Origin of the sequence: Gordonia iterans (genome assembly GCF_002993285.1) — a bacterium.
GTDB classification, from domain to species: Bacteria; Actinomycetota; Actinomycetes; order Mycobacteriales; family Mycobacteriaceae; genus Gordonia; species Gordonia iterans.
The window spans coordinates 3342923-3362154 of the sequence record NZ_CP027433.1 but is presented as its reverse complement, the minus strand read 5'-3'; the positions used below and the strand labels follow the sequence as shown (position 1 = coordinate 3362154).

The following is a 19232-nucleotide window of genomic DNA, read 5'->3' as shown; positions in this document are numbered from 1 at the left end:
GTGGTCTAGAAGAGCTAGACGCCGGGGCAGCTAGACGGAACTGCGGGCCCGGGTGCGGGCGTTGCGGCGCTTGAGCGCGCGGCGCTCGTCCTCGCTCATGCCTCCCCAGACGCCGGCATCCTGTCCGGTCTCCAGCGCCCAGGTCAGGCACTCGGCGGTCACCGGGCAGCGCTGGCAGACGAGCTTGGCGTCGGCGACCTGCGCGATGGCCGGACCGCTGGTCCCCACCGGGAAGAACAGCTCCGGATCCTCATCGCGGCAGATGGCCTTATGGCGCCAGTCCATGTCACTCTCCTTTGGGCATGACTCCGAGCGTGCCACCGGGCGTGACACGAGGGAGCTCGTGGGTATTACGGGCTGTTAACAGCAGGTGCCTCGACCTAGCACACGCGCGTTTGACGGCTACGCGGGGGGCGGGAGTTTTGCTGTCTGTAACCGTTGTACTACTGTATCCGGCCATTTGGCTAGGGTTATTTCCCGATTGCCGAATAGATCACAAGCGCTTGGCAAGCAGGGAAATTCGTGCCTACCGGCTGGTAACAGCCGGATGACGCCCCAGGTCAGGCAGGCGGCGCGGCGGCTGCGGCGGCCGCCACGTGCAGCACGTGACGACGGCAACCGAACTCCAGATCGGTGTGTTTACCCAGGTAATCGCCGTCCATCTGCACGTCGGCGGGTTCGGTGCCGCAGAAGCGGACCCACTCGACGTCATCGTCGCGGAACAGATGCGCTGCCCGCGGATCGTCAGACCCGGTCAGCAGTTTGGAACCCAGGACGATGTTGCGGAGCACGCCGACGCTGGTGGCGGCGAACACCCCCAGACCGTGATCGAAGTCGGTGCCGGGATTGGTTTCGATCGGCCGTGCGCCGAAATACGTCCACGGTCCGGTGTTGCTCACGAAGCCGAAGCGGACGCCGTCGATCGGCTCGTGGTCGGGCACCTGCACGGAGAACACCGGCGGCGTGACCGCAGAAGAGAAGAACGAGCTGATCGTGGTGAAGAAGTAGCGCTGGGCGGTAGCCCTCTTCCCCTTGCGGCGCTTGGCCTCCATGCGCCGCACGACGATCGCGTCCATCCCCATCCCGGCGTTGAACAGGAACCACCGGTTCAGTGTGTGGCCGAGGCTGATCGGGCGGCGGCTGCCGGCGTCGAGGAGCTCGATCAACTGGGCGGTCGCCACGATCGGATCGCGGTCGATGCCCAGTGCCCGCGCGAAGACGTTCGCGCTGCCGCCCGGGATCACGCCCAGTGCCGGCAGCGCGGCCGGGTCGGCCGGATCGGGCCGATCGGGTGCGCCGAGAATGCCGTTGACCACCTCGTTGACGGTGCCGTCGCCGCCGTGCACCACCACGGCGTCGTAGCCCTGCGCGGCGGCGCGGGCCCCGAGCTCGCCGGCGTGGCCGCGATGCGTGGTGTGTTCGACGTCGACGTCGTACCGTGCGCTCAGCGTGTTCGCCAGGGTGTCCCGACCCGCCGGGGTGGTGAAGGTGGCAAACGGATTGGTGACCAGCATGACGCGCACGAGGGTTCACATTACCGGGCAGTACCGGGTTCGGCCCGGGCGGGCTGGCGCAATAGGCTGGGGGTCGTGAGTGATTCCGCGCCCGCACCCTCAGCACCCGAACCCGCCGCCCACGCCGTCCCGCCCACACTGCGCGGGGCCGGCGCCCTGGCGGCGCTGGAAGGACTGGTGGGCCTGGGCATCGCGGTCTACCTGGTGGTCCACGCGCTCGGCGGCTTCGAAGAGGCCTACATCAGCGGGTACGGCACCGCCCTGTGGTTCACCCTGATCAGCGGCGGCGTGCTGGCCGGCGGCATCGCCCTCTACCACGGGCGGCGCTGGGGCCGCGCAATCGTCGCGCTGGCCAACATCCTGCTGCTGCCGGTGGCCTGGTCGATGCTGTTCGACAGCGATCAGCCGGTGATCGGCGCACCGCTCATGGTCGTCGCCCTGGTCGCGCTGGGGCTCACGTTCGCGCCGCGCTCCATGCAATATCTGGCCGGCGACGACCTGCCGCCCGACGCCTGAGCCCGGCTCCGTACACGGAACTGTCGGCATGCCGCCAAACCCCGTGGTGGCCGACACATTAGGGTGGTCGGCATGACGCGCACGCTCGCCATCGCCAACCAGAAGGGCGGGGTGGCCAAGACCACCTCGGCCGCCTCCATCGGCGCCGCTCTGGCCGACCTGGACGTCCGGGTCCTCGTCGTCGACCTCGATCCGCAGGGCTGCCTCACCTTCTCGCTCGGGCACGACCCCGACGCCCTCACCAAATCGGTGCACGACGTGCTGCTCGGCGCCGAGGACATCGCCGACGTGCTGCTGGACACCGACGACGCCGTGACGCTGCTGCCGGCGACCATCGACCTGGCCGGGGCCGAGGCCCTGCTGCTGATGCGGCCCGGCCGCGAGTACGCACTCAAGCGGGCGCTCGCCGAGGTGGCGCAGGACTTCGACGTGATCCTGGTCGACTGCCCGCCCTCGCTCGGCGTGCTCACCCTGAACGGGCTGACGGCCGCCGACGAGGTCGTGGTCCCGCTGCAGTGCGAGACGCTCGCGCACCGCGGACTGGGCCAGTTGCTGCGGACGGTCACCGAGGTCCAGCAGATCACCAATCCCGAGCTCAAGACGCTCGGTGCGGTCGCGACACTCTTCGACGCCCGCACCACCCACAGCCGGGACGTGCTGTCCGACGTCGCCGACCGGTACCAGCTTCCGGTGCTCGATCCGCCGATCCCGCGCACGGTCCGCTTCGCCGAGGCCTCGGCGTCGGGCGCGTCGGTGATGCGGGGCCGCAAGAACAAGGGCGCCACCGCCTACCGCGAGCTCGCGACCAACCTGTGGGACTACTGGAACGGCAAGCCGCTCAAGACGTTCGAGCTCGCCGTCAGCTGACCGGCGGCGGACCGAGCACGACGATCTCCCCACCCCGCTGCTCGATCACGTACGGTCCCAGCACGCGCAGCGCGACCGGACCCGTATAGCCGCCGCGATCGACCGGGATGCGGCGCAGCTCGTGACCGTCGGCCGGGTCGCGCACGCTGATCGCGCCGGCCACCGGCACCAGAAGCCCGGTCGCGACCTCGCCGGGGCCGATGGTGCCGGCGATCTGCACGGTCGGTTCGCCGGTGCCCGCGTCGAGCACCACCGTCGACGCCCCGGTCCAATAGGTCACCAGCCCGTTACCGGTGATCGGTTCGCCGCCCGGGGGCGGAGTCACGTCGCCGCTGACCGTCCGCGCCGCACGCTGCAGGGCGTCGGCGCCGAACATGCGCATGACGGGCTCGGGGCGATCGGCTCCGGAATCGGCCCCGCCGTCGTACACGGTGACGGTGTCGCTGGTCACCGAGACGACGACCGGGGGAGCCCCGTGTGCGGTCTCGGTGATCAGCGCCGAACCCCACTCCCGGATCTTCTCGTCGCTGTCGAGCGTGGACGAGAGGATGCTGAGCCGGTATCCGCTGTCGCGCGCGCACCGCTCGATCACCGCGACGCGGTCGCCGCCGGAAAGCGCCGAGTGCAGGCGGCAACTGCGGCGATCCGGGCTCACCTCGGGGTTCACCGGAGCATCGACGCGGCCGTACTCGATGCCGCGCACCAGATTGGTGCCCCAGGTCTCCAGCCGGGTGTCGCCGGCGGTCAGCGCGAAGGTGCGGTCGTAACTGACGGTGACCTCGGCATCGGCATCACTGGTCCGATTGCCCCGGCGGGCGCCGGTGTTCGAGTCCAGCGCCGTGACGTCGCTGCAACCACGGCTGGTCCGGTACACCGCCAGCGTGGCGTTCTCGCCGCCCGGCCACGCCGCGACGGCCGCGCACAGGGGCAAGCCCCGCCGGTAGTGCCAGAGCACCTCGCCGGTCTCGGGATCTCGGCCGCTCACCGTGCCGCCGTCCCCGGTGACCACGGTCGCGCGGCCGATCGAGGGCACGCGGGTCACCGGCGACGGTGCCCGCCAGAGTTCGACGAAGCGCTCAGGCAGACTCTCGGTGAGCAGCGGGCTCTCCGGCTCGGACGACGCCGTGGAGAGCTCGGTGTTGCGGGCCGGACTGCCGAGCCAGACGACCAGCGCGACGACGACCACGACCACGACGATCACCGCCGTGACCACCAGGTCGAGGCGGGTACGGCGCTCGGGCGCGATGCGGGCCAAGGGGTGGCGGCGAGTCGGTGTCAGTCGGCGGCCGGTGCCGCGGCAGCCGCGCCGGTATCAGTCGGCCCGCTCGCGTTGCTCCCGGCGCCGGTCGCCTTGCTGCCGGAACGACGACGACGGCGCCGCCGCGGGCGGGTCGAGCCGTCGCCCTCGGACGCGGGCCCGTCGCCGGCCGCGGTCCGGCCGGTCGTCGCCGGCTCGGTCTCAGCAGCCGGTGCCGCGGCACCGTCGGTCGTCTTGCCGCCGCGGGTACGACGCCGCTTCGGACGCTCGGTGCGCGCCGGGCGTTCGCGTCGCTCCACGCGGTCGCCGGGCTCGCGACTCGACGACCGGGTGCCGGTCGGCTTGCCGACACGGCCGGTCGCCTCGGACGGCACACCCAGCTCTTCAGCGAGATGCGCGGAGGTGGAGTAGGTCTCGACCGGCTCGGGCTTGCCCAGTCCGAGTGCCTTGTCGATCAGCTCCCAGCGGTGCAGCTCGTCCCAGTCCACAAACGTGATGGCGATGCCGGTGCGGCCCGCACGGCCGGTGCGGCCGATGCGGTGCACGTAGGTCTTGTCGTCCTCCGGGCACTGGTAGTTGATGACGTGAGTGACGTCGTCGATGTCGATGCCGCGGGCGGCGACGTCGGTGGCCACCAGCACGTCCACGGTGCCGTCGCGGAACTTGCCGAGCGCCTTCTCGCGGGCCACCTGGCCGAGGTCGCCGTGCACCGCGCCGACAGAGAAGCCGCGCTCGGCGAGATCGTCGGCTACCTTCTGGGCGGTGCGCTTGGTGCGAGTGAAGATCATCGTCGCGCCGCGGCCCTCCGCCTGCAGGATCCGGGCCACCAGTTCGGCCTTGTCCAGGGCGTGGGCGCGGTAGACGTACTGCGTGGTGCGCTCGTGCACGGCCGAGTCGTTGGCCTGCTCGGCGCGGATGTGCGTCGGCTGAGTCAGGAAGGTGCGCGCCAGGGTGACGATCGGGCCCGGCATGGTCGCCGAGAAGAGCATGGTCTGCCGCGGGGTGGGCAGCGCGTTCATGATCCGCTCGATGTCCGGGAGGAAGCCCAGGTCGAGCATCTCGTCGGCCTCGTCGAGCACCAGGATCTGGACCTTGCCCAACACCAGATGACCCTGCTGAGCCAGATCGAGCAGGCGGCCCGGGGTGCCGACGACGACGTCCACACCGGACTGCAGCTCGGCGATCTGCGAATCGTAGGGGCGGCCGCCGTAGATGGCGGTCAGCTTCAGGTTGCGCTCCGCTCCCGGCGCGGCACTGTCTCCGCCCGCTCGCTCCGCTCCCGGCGCGGCCGGGGTGATCCGGACGCCCTTCGCGGCGACCTGGAGGTCCTCGAAGACCTGGATGCACAGCTCGCGGGTCGGCACGATCACCAGCGCGCGCGGCGTGCCGTCGAGCCCCCGCAGCCCGACCTCCTGCGCGTGCACCAGGCGGTGCAGCAGCGGGATGCCGAAGCCGTAGGTCTTGCCCATGCCGGTGCGGGCCTGGCCGATCAGGTCGCTGCCGCCGAGGGCGAGCGGGAGGGTCAGTTCCTGGATGGCGAAGGTGTGCGTCTTGCCGTCGGCGGTGAGTGCGGCGACGATGGCGTCGTCCACGCCGAGCTCGGCGAAGGTCGGGGCCTGATGGTCCTCTTCGACGATGGTGGTCAGGACGTCGTCGTTCGCGACGGCGGTCTCGGTGGTCATGATGTTCTCGATTGCCTCTCGTGTGCGTCGTGCACGCACACGTCCGGCTCGACGGGAATCTCCGGCGCAGGATCTGCGCGGCGGGATCGCCGGCGTGAGCGGGGAGTCGGTGCGCGCTCAAGTGCGACGGGCACAGCGGAACTCGCCGCAAAGCGCCTACGTCTGGTCACAGTGTAACGCGTTGCCTACTCTGGCTCGCATGGCGAACGATTCCGCAGCCCCGGAAAACCCCGCAGTGACCAAGCTCTACGAGATATTCCTGGCCGGTGAGTATGCCGCCGTCCGGCGCCTGATCGACGAGTCGGCGATGGCGCCGACCACCCGGGACCGCGTCGCCGTGATGGGCCTGATGGCCGCTGAGATCGAGCACTTCCAGGTGCTCGCCGCGCAGGTCGAGGGCGCCGGCGGCAGCGCCGAGCGGGCCATCGACCAGCACGTGTCGGTGTTCGACAAGTACCACCGGGTCACCGAGCCGTCCGACTGGGCCGAGGTGCTGGTGAAGCTGTACATCGGTGACGGGATGGTGGCCGACTTCTTCGCCGAGATGGTGGAGGTGCTGCCCGACGGCGTGCGCGAGGTGTTCCGCGAGGTGCTGGCGACGACGAGTCCGTCGGACTGGGCGCGCGACGAGGTGCGGGCCGCGGTGGCCGCCGATCCGGCGATCGCCGCACCGCTCGCGCTGTGGGGACGCCGGCTGCTCGGCGAAGCGATCACCCACATGCAGTGGGTCCTGGCCGAGGACGAGGACGTGACCGACCTGCTGTTCGACCGCTCGGGCGCGCTGGCCGGCGCGGCGGCGTTCTTCGACAGCATGGCCGAGCGGCACGCGCAGCGGATGGCCGACATGTCCCTGGCCTGAGCACGGCCCGCACTGAGTAGGATCTGGAGTCATGAGCGTTGAGGTCAAGATCGGTATCGAAAACACCGCCCGCGAGTTGTCGCTGACGTCCAAGGACGACGCCGACGCGATCCACAAAGCGGTCGCGGATGCCCTCGCCAACGGGGCGGGCGTCGTCGAACTCACCGACGAGAAGGGGCACCGGATCCTGGTGCCGGCGGCGAAGATCGCGTACGTGGAGGTGGGCACGGCGGAGAGCCGCCGCGTCGGCTTCGGCGCCGCCTGACGACCAGCGAAGAACCGAACCCGAAACCCAGGGCCGGCCCGGCGATCACCGGGCCGGCCCTTCGAGTGTTGCCGAGTCCGTGCCGCGAGTCAGTCGATGCGGGGCACGCCGGACAGGCCCGACCACAACAGGTTGACGGTGATCTCGACGGCCTCGGCCTTCTCGATCGGCCGATTCGCCTCGAGCCAGTAGCGCGCGTTGACCTGGCTCGCGCCGACCAGGCCGGCGGCGAGCATGCGCGAACGGTAAGGGTCCAGTCCGGAGTCGGTCATCACCAGGCCGTAGACGGCGTCGACGCAGGCCTCGGTGGCGCCCTCGACCCGGCGGATCACCGCCGGGTCCTTCGCATCGGAGGAGAAGATCAGCCGATAGCCGGAGTTGTCCTCGTCGATGAAGTCGAAGAAGGCGCCCACCGCGGCGCGGACGCGCTGGTGGTTGTCGGTGGTGGTCAGCAGGGCCCGGTTGACGTCGGACACCAGCTTCTCGGCATGGCTGTCGACCACCGCGATGTAGAGATCCAGTTTGGACGGGAAGTGCTGGTACAGAACGGGCTTGCTCACGCCGGCGGCCGCGGCGATCTCGTCCATTCCCGCCGAGTGATACCCGCGTTCGACGAAGATCTCGCTGGCCGCATCGAGGAGTTGGCGACGACGCGCGCTGCGTGGCAGGCGCGTGTTGGTGCGGCCGTTGGACGAGAGATCGGCACCGGTGGGGGTTGCGGGATCGGCGGTCGGCATGGGTAGCAGCGTACTCGTTCCCTCGTGGTCGTCGTGCGCGGTATCCGGGGGTGGATGCACGGTACAGGACGGCTTCTGTGAGACAGTTGTGACGTGACCGGTACACCACAGCCTGGGCCGCCGCGGCCCCGGCGCCCGCGGCCAGACCAGCCGCTGCGCGCCCGCTGGGACCCGATCGTCGACCGTGACCAGCCCCGGGGCGAGCGTCAGCGGGGTGCGATCGGGAGCTTTGTGCACACCTACGGGTGGCGCGCCTACGCGATCGGCGTGCTGGCGATCCTGACGATCGCCCTGCTGGTCGTCACGGTCGTCGACGACGGCGGTGCGGCTTCGGAGACCCCCGTCGCCACCGATCGGGCCGCCCGCAACACCGACATCACCAAGGAGACCACGCCGATCGGCGCGCCCACGAGTCAGATCGCCGACGCCGCACTGCCGGCCGGGGCGCTGCCCCCGGGCGGACCGTTCACCCAGAAGGGCGAACGCGTCTTCCGCGTGGTGCCCGGCACCACCGACAAGGTCGGCGCCGGCAGTGAGGTGTACACCTACACCGTCGAGATCGAAGAGGGGCTCGTCGCGCAGAACTACGGCGGGGCGCGGTCGTTCGGCAAGTTCGTCGACGCCACCCTCGCCAATCCGAAGAGCTGGATCGGCGACGGCAAGGTGGCGTTCCGCCGCATCGACAAGGGCGAGCCGGACCTGCGGATCTCGCTGACCTCGACGGACACCTCGCGCGAACTGTGCGGCTACCAGATCAAGCTGGAGGCGTCGTGCTTCTATCCGCCGGACGGCCGGGTGGTGCTCAACGAGGCCCGCTGGATCCGCGGCGCGGTCGCCTTCCAGGGTGACGACCTGACCTACCGCCAGTACCTCGTCAACCACGAGGTGGGGCACGGCATCGGCTACGAGAGCCACCGCCCGTGCGAGCAGGACGGCGCGCTGGCGCCGGTCATGATGCAGCAGACCTTCGGCGTGGCCAACAGCGAGATCATGGCGCTCGATCCGGGCATGAAGGCCAACCGGAGCTTCACTTGTCGCCCCAACGCCTGGCCGTATCCGGACAAGTGAGTTCCCTTCCCGCCCTTGTCGAACCGGGACCCGAGCTGTCCCGGGCACAGATCGCGCGCTACAGCAGGCACCTGATCATCCCGGACGTGGGCCCGACCGGTCAGCGCCGGCTGCGCAACGCCCGCGTGCTGGTGATGGGAGCGGGCGGACTCGGTTCGCCGGTGCTGCTCTATCTGGCGGCCGCCGGAGTGGGCACGCTCGGGATCGTGGACTTCGACGTCGTCGACGAATCGAACCTGCAGCGACAGGTGATCCACGGCGTCGCCGACGTCGGTCGGCACAAGACGGCATCGGCGGCCGACTCGATCGCCGCGATCGATCCGACCTGCCGGGTGGAGATCCACGACGTCGCCCTGACCGCCGACAACGCCGTCGAGCTGTTCAGTCGGTACGACCTGATCGTGGACGGCACCGACAACTTCGCCACCCGCTACCTGGTGAACGACGCCGCCGCGCTGGTGCACAAGCCCTACGTCTGGGGTTCGATCTTCCGGTTCTCCGGGCAGGTCTCGGTGTTCTGGGAGGATGCGCCGGACGGTCTCGGCCTGAACTACCGGGACCTGTATCCGCAGGCGCCGCCGCCGGGACTGGTGCCGTCGTGCGCCGAGGGCGGCGTGCTCGGGGTGCTGTGCGCGTCGATCGGGTCGATCATGGGCACCGAGGCGATCAAGCTGATCTGTGGGATCGGTGAGCCGCTGCTGGGGCGGCTGCTGATCTACGACGCCCTCGACATGACCTGGCGCACCGTGAGTTTCGGCCGCGATCCCGGTCGCGTGCCGATCACCGGGCTGATCGACTACGAGGAGTTCTGCGGTGTGAACGACGACGCGGTGCTCGCCGCCGCCCGCCGGGCGGCCGTGACGCCCGGGCAGCTCGCCGCCCTGCTCGACGCGTCCGAACCACCCGTCCTGATCGACGTGCGGGAGCCGGTGGAGTGGGAGATCGTGCACCTCGACGGTGCGCGGCTGGTGCCCAAAGGGGGAATCGTCTCCGGCTCTGCGCTGGCCGACGTCCCGCACGACGAAGACGTGGTGCTCTACTGCAAGACCGGCGTCCGGTCCGCCGAGGCGCTGGTGGCGCTGCAGAAGGCGGGGCTCGAGCGGGTGCGGCACCTGCACGGCGGCATCGCGGCGTGGGCGCGGGAGATCGATCCCCAGCTGCCGATGTACTGATCCTCGCATCGCGCGGACACAGGTCTTCGTCGCGCATCGCGGTGTGGCACGCGGGCGAACGGGCAGGTGGTAGGTAATGTCTCGGGTGTGACCACGTTCGCCGAGCCGCCGCAGCAGGTGCTGACGACTTTCGGGCTGACCGCGCATCCGCCGATCGCCATGGAGGGCAGCGGCGTGGTCGGATGGCGTGTTGGCGAGGTGGTGCTTTCCCTGGTGCCCGATCACGCGCGAGCCGCCTGGTCGGCCACCGCGCGGGAGAACCTGTACGTGGAGGGCATGCGGATCGCCCGGCCGCTGCGGGCCAGCGACGGCCGGTACGTGGTCTCGGGCTGGCGGGCAGACACGTACGTGGCGGGCAGCCCCGAACCCCGGCACGACGAGGTGCTCGCCGTCGCGGACCGCCTGCACGAGGCACTGGCCAAGCTGGAACGGCCCCGGTTTCTGCTGCAACCGCCGGCCGCGCCGTGGGGCGACGTGGACGTGTTCAACGCCGCGGACCGGGCCGCGTGGGAGGACGTGCCGCTGCGGTCCGCGCGCGCCGCGGGCATGGCCGAGCCGACCAGTGAGGACGGTCAGCAGTCGCTGGCCGCGCTGCGGACGCTGGCCGGGCTCCGCCGTCCGGTCAAGACCACACCGCAGGTGGTGCACGGCGACCTCTTCGGCACCGTGCTCTTCGCGGGCGCCGCCGCCCCGGCGATCACCGACATCGTGCCCTACTACCGGCCCGCGGCGTGGGCGTCGGCCGTCGTCGTCGTCGATGCCCTCGCGTGGGGCGGCGCCGACGAAGATCTGATCGAGCGCTGGTCGCATCTGGAGGAGTGGCCGCAGATGCTGTTGCGCGCCACCATGTTCCGCCTCGGCGTGCACGCCCTGCATCCGCGGTCCACGGCCGGCGCCCTGCCCGGCCTGATGCGCGTCGTCGATCAGGTGCGTCTGCTGGTCTGACCTGCGCTCCGGTCGACGCGTGGTGAGGCGGCCGGAGCCGGCGTGGTCCGTCCGGTCTACGGCAGATGGTCGCCGGGCAGATCGGCGCCGGGCAACTCGGCGCGGCAGCGACGCAGCTCGATCCGGCCGTCGGCGATCGGAACGCCTTCCGCGCGGAGCAACTCCAGCTGGTGCTGTGCTTTCGGGATGGTCGGCCGCCCGGAGGCGGGGACCACGCGCTGCCAGGGGAGGTCGGCGCCGTCGGTGCGGAGGATCCAGCCGACCTGTCGCGGATTGGTGAGACCGGCCGCCTCGGCGAGGTCACCGTAGGTGACGACCTGGCCGGGCGGAATCGCCCTGATCAGCGCGCGCACCAGTTCCACCTGCTGTTCGGTGATCTTGTTCGCCATCGCGCTTTCCTCCGTACTCCGCCTGCGGCCGGCAGTCAGACGACCGCGCTGACCAATTCGGCGACCTTCTCCGGGGCGAGGAACGGGACCATGTGCTCGGTGTCGACGTGGTGGACGGTCACCGAGTCGCCCCGCTCGTCGGCACACCGCGCCAGGAAGTCCGGCGTCACGAACGGCGGTTGCACACGCTCGGCGACCACGATGTGGGTCGGCACGCCCTCCGGCGGCAGCACGGCAGGTCGGGCCATCTCGCTCCACGCGGTGATCGCCGCGGGCAGACACACCCGCCAGTCCACGCCGTCGCCGTTGTGCACCAGGTGGTCGTCGAGCTCCCGGGCGAGCACGTCGTCGGGAACCTCACCCCAGCCCTCGGCACGCTTGGCCTCCCCGGCCGCCTGCGCATCCGGGTACCCGCGATGGGCCATGGCACCCTGCGCCAACTCGAGCGCGCGTTCGGGCGGCAGCCCCTGGGCGGGATCGAGCAGGACCAGTGCGCGGACGAGATCGGGCCGGGTGTGCGCCAGCTCCAGCGCGACGGTGCTGCCGAAGGAATGCGCCACGACGACCACCGGCCGCCGGTCGGCCGGCACGTGCGCCTCGACGGCGGCGGCCGTCGCCGTCGCATGATCGGCGATCCGCCACGGCGGTGCGGCGGGCGAGTGACCGTGGCCGAGCAGGTCCGGTGCGACGACGCGCAGTTCGGGAAGGTGGTTCTCGGCCAGCACGCCCCACCGCTTGCCGTGACCGGTGAGGCCGTGGATGGCGAGGACGGCCGGCGCACCCTCGGGCCCGAACAGGTGGGTGTGCAGGTCGGCGATCATGCGCTCCACCCTACGATCACGCTCGGACATCGACGGGCGCCGCCCTGCCCTGAGTACCTGTCGGACGGGCGTGATTCCATGGGCGCATGGTCACCGCGCAGACTCGACTGATCGCCGCCCCGGCGTCGTTCGACCTGCCCGTCCGCCAGTGGCCGGCCGAGGTGCGCGTGCTGCTCGAGCCGGGACACCGCGCCGACGCGCAGCAGCCGTGGCGGCCGTACCGGGTCCGTGGGGGTCCCGGCACCGGCAAGACCTCGCTCCTGGTCGACGTCGCCGTCTCCCGGCTGCTCGACGACGGCGCAGACCCCGAGTCGGTGCTCGTGCTCACCGCGAACCGGCGCGCTGCGACGGTGGTCCGGAACGAGATCACCCGGCGGGTACTCGCGGCCGCCTCGCCGGACGGATCGGCCCGGACCGGTGCGGCGTTGCGCGAGCCGCTGGTGCGGACCGTCCACTCCTACGCGTTCGCGGTGCTCCGCCTGCAGGCCTCGGCGCACGGCAATCCGCCGCCACGGCTGATCACCGGCTCCGAGCAGGACGTCATCCTGCGCGAACTGCTCGCCGGCGACCTCGAAGACGGCGCCGCCTACTGGCCGGAGTCGCTGCGGCCCGCACTGGCCACCGACGGCTTCGCGCAGGCGCTGCGGGACCTGCTGATGCGGGCCGCCGAGCGAGGACTGGGACCGGAGGATCTGACCGACCTGGGCCGCCGGCACAAGCGCCCCGAGTGGGTCGCGGCCGGTCGGGCCTTCGCGCAGTACGAGCAGACCATGCTGTTGCGCGGCGCGGTCGGCATCGACGCTCCGGAGGCCGGTCCGCAGGCGGTGGACGCCGCCGAACTGGTCGGCTCGGCGCTGTCGGCGCTGGCCGTCGAGCCCCGGTTGCTCGCCGAGCAGCGGGCGCGGATCCGCTGCCTCCTGGTCGACGATGCCCAGCATCTCGACCCGCAGGCGGCCCAGCTGGTGCGGCTGATCGGCACGGGCGCGGATCTGGTGGTGGTCGCCGCCGACCCGGATCAGTCGATCTATTCCTTCCGTGGGGCCAGCCCGCGCTTCTTCGCCGAGCTGCCCGGCGGCCGCGACGTGGTGCTCACTCAAGGCCATCGGTGTCGCGGGGAGGTCAACACCGTCGGCCGGATCCTGGCCGCGCGGCTGCCCGGCGCGCGGCCGCACCCGTACCCCGACGCGGCTCCGGGCGATGTCGCGGACCCGCCCGACGGCGGCACCGCGGCGGTCCGGGTGTTCTCCTCGGCAGCCAAGGAGGCCACCGCGGTCGCGGACCTGCTCCGCCGGGCCCACCTGTTCGACGGGGTGCCGTGGAGCGAGATGGCCGTGATCGTGCGGTCGGTTCCGCGCGCGCTGCCGGCCCTGCGCCGGGCCTTCTCGTCGGCGGGCGTGCCGGTGGTGACCCCGACCAGCGATCTGCCGCTGTACCGGCAGCGCGCGGTAGAGGCGTTCTCGCTGGCGTTGCGCGCGGCCGCCGCGCGTGAGCCGCTCGAGCCGGACGACGTGGTGACCCTGCTGTCCGGGCCGATCGGTGCGGCGGGCCCCGGCCAGCTCCGTCGCCTGCGCCGTGGCATCCGGCGACTGCACGAGGAGGACGCGATCACCGATCCTCCGAGCTCCGCGGGGAACCCGTGCCTGGCCCCGGGAACAGCCGAGGCACGCACCCGCCCGGAGGCGGGCGAGACCGCCGACGCGCTCGAGTGCGGTGAAGTGGTTCCCCAGGAACCGATTGACAGCACTCGACCGCGGGATCTCGACTCCGCTCGATCACCGGGGGAGGCCGGCTCGTCGTCGGGGGAGGCAGGCTCGTCGCCGGGGGAGATCGTCTCGTCGCCGGGGGAGGCCGGCTCGTCGTCGGGGGAGACCGGCGTCTCGTCCGGAGATGCCGGATCGCTGACGGATCCGCCGGACTCGCTCAGCGCGCTCGCCGCGGCGCTGGCCGATCCGGCGCGCGCCGAGCCCTACCTGGCCGGGCTCACCGAGTTCGAGGCCGAACCCCTGGCACGCACCCTGAAGGTGGTGCGGGCCGCCCGTATCGCCGACCGCGCGGGGGAGGGCGTCGAGGAGACGCTGTGGCGCGCCTGGCAGGCCTCCGGGCTGGAACGCTCCTGGCTGGCACGATCGCTGCGCGGCGACCGGTCCGGCGAGCAGGCCGACCGCGACCTGGACGCCATGCTGGCGCTGTTCGAGGCGGCGGCGTCCTACACCGACAACCTGCCGGCCGGCGGACTGGACGGCTTCTTGCACTACCTCGGACGGCTGCAGATTCCCCGTGAGTCCAGGACCCCGACCGCGGCCGCCGAGGCGGTGCAGCTGCTGTCGGCGCACTCGGCCGCAGGCCGCGAGTGGGAGGTGGTCGCGGTGCCGGGCGTGCTCGACGGACTGTGGCCGTCGCTGCGCAGCCGGGGCAGCGTGCTGGGCACACCGGCGCTGGTCGACCTGCTCGACGGCATCGACGCGCACGCGGTCGACACCGTCTCCCGGAACTCGGTGATGCTCGCCGACGAGCGGCGCCTGCTGCTGGTGGCGTGCACCCGGGCCCGGAACCGCCTGCTGCTCACCGCGGTGGAGGACGGCACCGGTGACGCCTCGCCGTCGCGGTTCGTCCCGGAGGTCGCCGATGCCCTCGGGGGCTACGGCGCCGCGCACGACGAGCACGGCGAGGCCGCCGACGAGGTGCCCCTCGACGGCGGGGTCCGCCGGCTGCTGTCGCTTCCGTCGATGGTGGCCGAACTGCGCGCGGCGCTGACCGATCCGCAGACGCCGGCGGACCGCCGCGACGCCGCCGCCCGACTGCTGGCCGAGCTCGCGGCGGCCGACGTGCCCGGAGCCGCGCCCCAGCAGTGGTACGGCCTGCTCGATCCGAGCAGCGATGCCCCGCTGTGGACGCCGGACCGGGGACCGCGGACGCTCTCGCCGTCCAACGTCGATGCGCTGAGCCGCTGTTCGCTGCGCTGGATGCTCGAGCGGCACGGCGGGCGTGACGGGGATGCGGAAGCCGCCGTGACCGGCACCCTGGTGCACACCCTGGTGCAGGCGGTGGCCGGCGAACTCGACCACACCGAGGTCACCAGGGCCCTGCACGAGATCTGGGATCGGGTCTCCTCGCCCGCCGCCTGGTTCAGCGACCGCGAGCTGCGCCGCGCCGAAAGCATGCTGGTGAACTTCCGGGACTGGCTGGAGCATTCGCGCCGTGAGCTCACCGAAGCGGCGGTCGAGGTGGACCTGTCGGCCGCGGTGCCGCCCGGCGCCGACGCGGAGGGTCGCCCGGACACGCTGCCGGTGACGCTGGTGGGCCGTATCGACCGGTTGGAGACCGACGATCTCGGGCGCCCGGTGGTGGTCGACGTGAAGACCGGGAAGACCGTGATCACCGCCGCCGAGGCGGCCGAGCACCCGCAGTTGGCCGCCTACCAGCTCGCGTTGCTGCTCGGCGGTGTCGACGGAGTCCCGGCCGGCACCCCCGGCGGCGGCCGACTGGTCTACGTGGCCAGTGCCAACAAGAAGACCGGCGCGGCCGAGCGGGTCCAGGAGCCGCTCACGCCCGAGCAGGTCGACGAGTGGATCGGCGTGGTTCGGACGGCCGCGCGCAGCAGCATCGGGCCGGGATTCGTCGCCGCGACCCACTCCGGCTGCAGCTACTGCACCCTCACCGCCAGCTGCCCGGCGCAGTTGCGGGGCAAGGCGGTGACCGATGACTGACCGGCCGCTGAACCCGATCGGCGCGCGCTCGCTCGCCGCCGCCCTCGGACTGCCGCCGCCGACCGACGAGCAAGTGGAGGTGATCGAGGCGCCGATGGAGCCGATGCTGGTGGTCGCCGGTGCCGGCGCGGGCAAGACCGAGACGATGGCCTCCCGCGTGGTGTGGCTCGTCGCCAACAGGCTGGTCGCCCCCGACGAGGTCCTCGGCCTCACCTTCACGCGCAAGGCCGCCAGCGAGCTCGGTGCGCGCATCCGCCGCCGGCTGTCGATGCTCGCCGGATCGCCGGCACTGCTCGAGTGGGACCCGGGCGGCGAGCTGGCGGCGGTGCTGCGCAGCGCGGACGCCGAGGTGAGCACCTACCACGCCTACGCCGGCCGGTTGATCGCCGATTACGGGCTGCTGTTGCCCGTCGAACCGTCGTCGACGCTGCTGAGCGAGACAGAGCTCTGGCAGCTGGCGTTCTCGGTGGTCACCACCTGGCCGCACGAGCTGAACACCGCCAAGGTGCCGTCCAGCGTCACCGAGGCGGTGCTGAACCTGTACTCGGAGATGGCCGAGCACTTGGTCGACGACGACGCCCTGGCCGCGGCGGGGGCCGATCTGTGCACGCTGATCGACACCCTCCCGAAGGGACCGCGCCAGCGCGCCGAGCCGAGTCAGGCACTCCGGAACATCCAGGCGGTGACCGAGGAGCGGCGCGCCTTTCTCCCGCTGGTGCAGGCACTGCGGGACAAGATGGCCGAACAGGGCGCTCTGGACTTCGGCAGCCAGATGTCCCTCGCCGCACGGCTGGCGACCACCCGGCCCGAGGTGGTCACCGCGGAACGGGCGGGCATCAAGGCCGTCCTGCTCGACGAGTATCAGGACACCGGGCACGCGCAGCGGCTGCTGCTGTCGGCCCTGTTCGGCGGTGGGGAGCCTCTCGCGGTGACCGCCGTCGGCGATCCGATTCAGTCGATCTACGGCTGGCGCGGCGCCTCAGCGGCCAATCTGCCCCGCTTCGCCCAGGACTTCCCGCGCGCCGACGGCTCGGGCGCGCACCGCCGGGAACTGCTCACCAGCTGGCGCAACTGCCGGGGCACGCTCTACCTGGCCAACGAGGTGTCTGCGCAGCTGCGGGCTCGGGGCGTACCGGTCTCCACCCTGCGCCCGCGGGAGGATGCGCCGGAGGGAACGGTTCGGCTCGCCCTGACCGAGACGGTGGCCGACGAGCGCCGGTGGATCGCCGATCATGTGGAGGCCGCCTACCGGGCCGCCGAAGAGGCGCAGCGTCCTCCCGCCACCGTCGCGATCCTGGTGCGTCGCAACGAGGATTCGGCGCCGATGGCGGCCGAGCTTTCTCAGCGGGGGATTCCGGTCGAAGTGGTCGGGATCGGCGGGCTGCTGCACGTCCCGGAGATCACCGACATCGTCGCGACGCTGCGCCTCATGGCCGATCCGATGGCGGGGACCGCCGCGATGCGGCTGCTGACCGGTGCGCGCTGGCAGCTCGGCGCCGCCGATCTGGCGGCGCTGTGGCGCCGGGCCCGCGACCTCGCGGCCGGGGCGGACGCGCCGGTGGGCGGTGCGGTCTCGTCGCGGGAGCAGCTGGACGAGGCGCTCGCGTCGGCGTTGCCCGCCGAATCCGTCGACGCCGCGGGACTGGGTGACGCCCTGGTCGACCCGGGGGAGCGCGAGCGGTACTCGGCGGCCGGGTACGAGCGGATCCGAGCCTTCGGGCGCGAGCTGGAACGGCTGCGCCGCCGGATCGGCCAGCCCCTCCCCGAACTGGTCGCCGACGTCGAGCAGACCATCGGTGTCGCCGTGGAGGCACAGATCCGGGCGCGGCGGATGCGCGGAGCGATCACCGGTCGCGAGCATCTGGACGCCTTCGCCGACTACGTCGCGGCCTACGCCGATCGGCCCGGGGCCACGCTGCCCGGGCTGCTCGCCTTCCTGGATGCCGCCGAGTCGGTGGAGAAGGGCCTGGAAGCCGGGCAGGTGGAGGTGGCCGAGGAACGCGTTCAGATCCTCACCGTGCACGCTGCCAAGGGCCTAGAGTGGGATCTGGTCGCGGTGCCGCACCTGGCACGCGGGATCTTCCCCAGCGCCAAAGCCGACTCCACGTGGCTCGGATCGGCGCGGGAACTGCCGGCCGCGCTGCGCGGCGACCTCGCGACCGGCGGTGCGGACGGCTATCCAGCGCTGGACCTGTCCGGACTCGGCGATCGCAAGGAACTCGAAGAGGCCCTCGCCGAGCACAAGGACGCCATCAAGGCCCGGCGGCTCGATGAGGATCGTCGCCTGCTCTACGTCGCCTTGACCAGGGCGAAACAGACGCTGCTGGTCTCGGCGCACTGGTGGTCGGAGACCGGTGACAAGCCGCGCGGCGGTTCGGACTTCTACGACGAGCTCGCCGAACTCGTCCGGGGCGCGGGCTCGACGACGGCGGGACCGGCAGTCGGCGGAGCCGCCGAATCCGGTGGTGCCGCGCTCGGCCACCGGGTGATGAGCGTCGACGTCGACGCACCCGCGCCCGGCGCGGATGCGGAGAATCCGATGACCGCGGAGCCGGTGACCGCCGCGTGGCCGGTGGACCGGCTCGGGGATCGTCGCCCGGCCGTGCTCGCCGCCGCCCGGGCGGTGGACGACGCGCGGGTCGCACGGGGCCTGGTCGCCCTGCCCGCCCCCGAGACCGACGACCCGGAGATCGCGGCCTGGCACGCCGAGGTGAGTGCGCTGCTGGACGAACGACGACGCGCCGGCGCCGCGACCGTCGACGTCGAACTGCCCGCGCAGCTGTCGGTGAGCCAGCTCGTGGAGCTCGGCGCCGACGAGCAGGCCTTCGCCGCGCGACTGCGCCGTCCCGTCCCGTTCCGGCCCAACCCGATGGCCCGCCGCGGCACCGCGTTCCACGCGTGGGTGGAGCGGCGCTTCGGGGCCACCCGGCTGCTGGACCTCGACGAACTGCCGGGCGCGGCAGACGAGTCCGCGGTCGACGACGATCTGGAGTTGCTGCGCGCGGCGTTCCTCGCCTCGGAGTGGGCGCACCGCACACCGCTGGAAGTGGAGGTCGGATTCGAGACGGTGATCGGCGAGACCGTGGTGCGCGGCCGGATGGACGCGGTGTTCGCCGACGGCGACGGCTACCTCGTCGTCGATTGGAAGACCGGTGCGGTGCCCGAGCCCGCCAAACGCGGTCCGCTGGAGCTGCAGCTGGCCGCGTACCGGGTCGCGTGGGCGCGGCTGCGGGGCGTGGACGTGGGGGCCGTGCGGGCGGCGTTCGTCTACGTCCGGCACGGCTTCACGCTGGAACCCGACACCCTCCCCGGCGCGCCGGAACTGGCCGGGTTGCTCGCCGCGGCGCCTCCGGATGCGGGCGGTGACACCTGACCGGAGTGACCGCGTCGAGGAATCGAGTAGCCTTCGCAGATGTGAGGAACCCCGCCGGG

General features: G+C 71.9%; 16 protein-coding genes. 9 read left to right on the top strand and 7 right to left on the bottom strand.

Features of this window, described 5'->3' with window-relative positions; all coding sequences use genetic code 11:
* Positions 1–30: 30 nt before the first annotated feature.
* Together C6V83_RS15495 and C6V83_RS15490 are read right to left on the bottom strand one after the other, a co-directional pair.
* On the bottom strand, positions 31–285 hold the full coding sequence (locus tag C6V83_RS15495) for a WhiB family transcriptional regulator (RefSeq protein WP_105943145.1): 255 nt from the start codon (positions 283–285) through the stop codon (positions 31–33).
* Positions 286–560: 275 nt separating this feature from the next.
* Complete coding sequence (locus tag C6V83_RS15490; RefSeq protein WP_234353765.1) at positions 561–1523, bottom strand: diacylglycerol/lipid kinase family protein; 963 nt, start codon at positions 1521–1523, stop codon at positions 561–563.
* Positions 1524–1589: 66 nt separating this feature from the next.
* Here C6V83_RS15490 and C6V83_RS15485 point away from each other — a divergent pair, with 66 nt between their 5' ends.
* Together C6V83_RS15485 and C6V83_RS15480 are read left to right on the top strand one after the other, a co-directional pair.
* A complete protein-coding gene (locus C6V83_RS15485) occupies positions 1590–2030 on the top strand; it encodes a hypothetical protein (protein ID WP_105943144.1) in 441 nt (146 codons plus the stop codon).
* 72 nt (positions 2031–2102) lie between these two features.
* Complete coding sequence (locus tag C6V83_RS15480) at positions 2103–2897, top strand: ParA family protein (protein ID WP_105944007.1); 795 nt, start codon at positions 2103–2105, stop codon at positions 2895–2897.
* Here the strand turns inward: C6V83_RS15480 and C6V83_RS15475 are convergent.
* Together C6V83_RS15475 and C6V83_RS15470 are read right to left on the bottom strand one after the other, a co-directional pair.
* The gene (locus C6V83_RS15475; RefSeq protein ID WP_105943143.1) at positions 2890–4152 is read right to left on the bottom strand and encodes an Rv3212 family protein; all 1263 of its coding nucleotides are present in this window, start codon (positions 4150–4152) and stop codon (positions 2890–2892) included. The genes C6V83_RS15480 and C6V83_RS15475 overlap by 8 nt on opposite strands.
* Before the next feature lie 20 nt (positions 4153–4172).
* Positions 4173–5837 carry a DEAD/DEAH box helicase gene (locus C6V83_RS15470; protein ID WP_105943142.1) on the bottom strand — a complete coding sequence of 555 codons (1665 nt, stop codon included), beginning with the start codon at positions 5835–5837 and terminating at the stop codon, positions 4173–4175.
* A gap of 199 nt (positions 5838–6036) precedes the next feature.
* Here C6V83_RS15470 and C6V83_RS15465 point away from each other — a divergent pair, with 199 nt between their 5' ends.
* On the top strand, positions 6037–6696 hold the full coding sequence (locus C6V83_RS15465; RefSeq protein ID WP_105943141.1) for a ferritin-like fold-containing protein: 660 nt from the start codon (positions 6037–6039) through the stop codon (positions 6694–6696).
* Between the two features lie 31 nt (positions 6697–6727).
* A complete protein-coding gene (locus C6V83_RS15460) occupies positions 6728–6961 on the top strand; it encodes a DUF3107 domain-containing protein (RefSeq protein WP_105943140.1) in 234 nt (77 codons plus the stop codon).
* An 89-nt stretch (positions 6962–7050) separates the two neighbouring features.
* Here the strand turns inward: C6V83_RS15460 and C6V83_RS15455 are convergent, their stop codons facing one another.
* Positions 7051–7698 carry a TetR/AcrR family transcriptional regulator gene (locus C6V83_RS15455; protein ID WP_105943139.1) on the bottom strand — a complete coding sequence of 216 codons (648 nt, stop codon included), beginning with the start codon at positions 7696–7698 and terminating at the stop codon, positions 7051–7053.
* A gap of 93 nt (positions 7699–7791) precedes the next feature.
* On the opposite strand from C6V83_RS15455, the gene C6V83_RS15450 reads away from it, so the two are divergent.
* The 3 genes from C6V83_RS15450 to C6V83_RS15440 all read left to right on the top strand — a co-directional run bounded on the left by C6V83_RS15450 (position 7792) and on the right by C6V83_RS15440 (position 10883).
* Positions 7792–8766: a DUF3152 domain-containing protein gene (locus C6V83_RS15450; RefSeq protein ID WP_105943138.1), complete on the top strand. Its 975-nt coding sequence runs from the start codon at positions 7792–7794 to the stop codon at positions 8764–8766.
* A complete protein-coding gene (gene moeZ, locus C6V83_RS15445; RefSeq protein ID WP_105943137.1) occupies positions 8763–9938 on the top strand; it encodes an adenylyltransferase/sulfurtransferase MoeZ in 1176 nt (391 codons plus the stop codon). Before C6V83_RS15450 ends, moeZ begins: the two co-directional genes overlap by 4 nt.
* 87 nt (positions 9939–10025) lie before the next feature.
* Entirely contained in the window at positions 10026–10883 is an 858-nt protein-coding gene (locus tag C6V83_RS15440; protein WP_105943136.1) for a TIGR02569 family protein, read from the top strand.
* Positions 10884–10939: 56 nt separating this feature from the next.
* Here C6V83_RS15440 and C6V83_RS15435 read toward each other — a convergent pair whose 3' ends face one another.
* On the bottom strand, positions 10940–11272 hold the full coding sequence (locus C6V83_RS15435) for an MGMT family protein (protein WP_105943135.1): 333 nt from the start codon (positions 11270–11272) through the stop codon (positions 10940–10942).
* A gap of 35 nt (positions 11273–11307) precedes the next feature.
* Positions 11308–12090, bottom strand: coding sequence for an alpha/beta fold hydrolase (locus C6V83_RS15430; protein ID WP_105944006.1), 783 nt, complete (start codon positions 12088–12090; stop codon positions 11308–11310).
* A gap of 89 nt (positions 12091–12179) precedes the next feature.
* Between C6V83_RS15430 and C6V83_RS15425 the strand changes: the two genes are divergently transcribed.
* A complete protein-coding gene (locus C6V83_RS15425) occupies positions 12180–15800 on the top strand; it encodes an ATP-dependent helicase (RefSeq protein WP_105943134.1) in 3621 nt (1206 codons plus the stop codon).
* Entirely contained in the window at positions 15793–19173 is a 3381-nt protein-coding gene (locus tag C6V83_RS15420; RefSeq protein WP_105943133.1) for an ATP-dependent helicase, read from the top strand. The genes C6V83_RS15425 and C6V83_RS15420 overlap by 8 nt, the downstream gene beginning before the upstream one ends.
* Positions 19174–19232 lie beyond the last annotated feature (59 nt).

Bases quoted from the DNA above. Each gene is read 5' to 3' on its own strand.
- C6V83_RS15435 (WP_105943135.1), bottom strand. From the start codon at position 11,272: ATGGCGAACAAGATCACCGAACAGCAGGTGGAACTGGTGCGCGCGCTG.
- C6V83_RS15420 (WP_105943133.1), top strand. From the start codon at position 15,793: ATGACTGACCGGCCGCTGAACCCGATCGGCGCGCGCTCGCTCGCCGCC.
- C6V83_RS15480 (WP_105944007.1), top strand. From the start codon at position 2,103: ATGACGCGCACGCTCGCCATCGCCAACCAGAAGGGCGGGGTGGCCAAG.
- C6V83_RS15455 (WP_105943139.1), bottom strand. From the start codon at position 7,698: ATGCCGACCGCCGATCCCGCAACCCCCACCGGTGCCGATCTCTCGTCC.
- C6V83_RS15495 (WP_105943145.1), bottom strand. From the start codon at position 285: ATGGACTGGCGCCATAAGGCCATCTGCCGCGATGAGGATCCGGAGCTG.
- C6V83_RS15465 (WP_105943141.1), top strand. From the start codon at position 6,037: ATGGCGAACGATTCCGCAGCCCCGGAAAACCCCGCAGTGACCAAGCTC.
- C6V83_RS15425 (WP_105943134.1), top strand. From the start codon at position 12,180: ATGGTCACCGCGCAGACTCGACTGATCGCCGCCCCGGCGTCGTTCGAC.
- C6V83_RS15460 (WP_105943140.1), top strand. From the start codon at position 6,728: ATGAGCGTTGAGGTCAAGATCGGTATCGAAAACACCGCCCGCGAGTTG.
- C6V83_RS15470 (WP_105943142.1), bottom strand. From the start codon at position 5,837: ATGACCACCGAGACCGCCGTCGCGAACGACGACGTCCTGACCACCATC.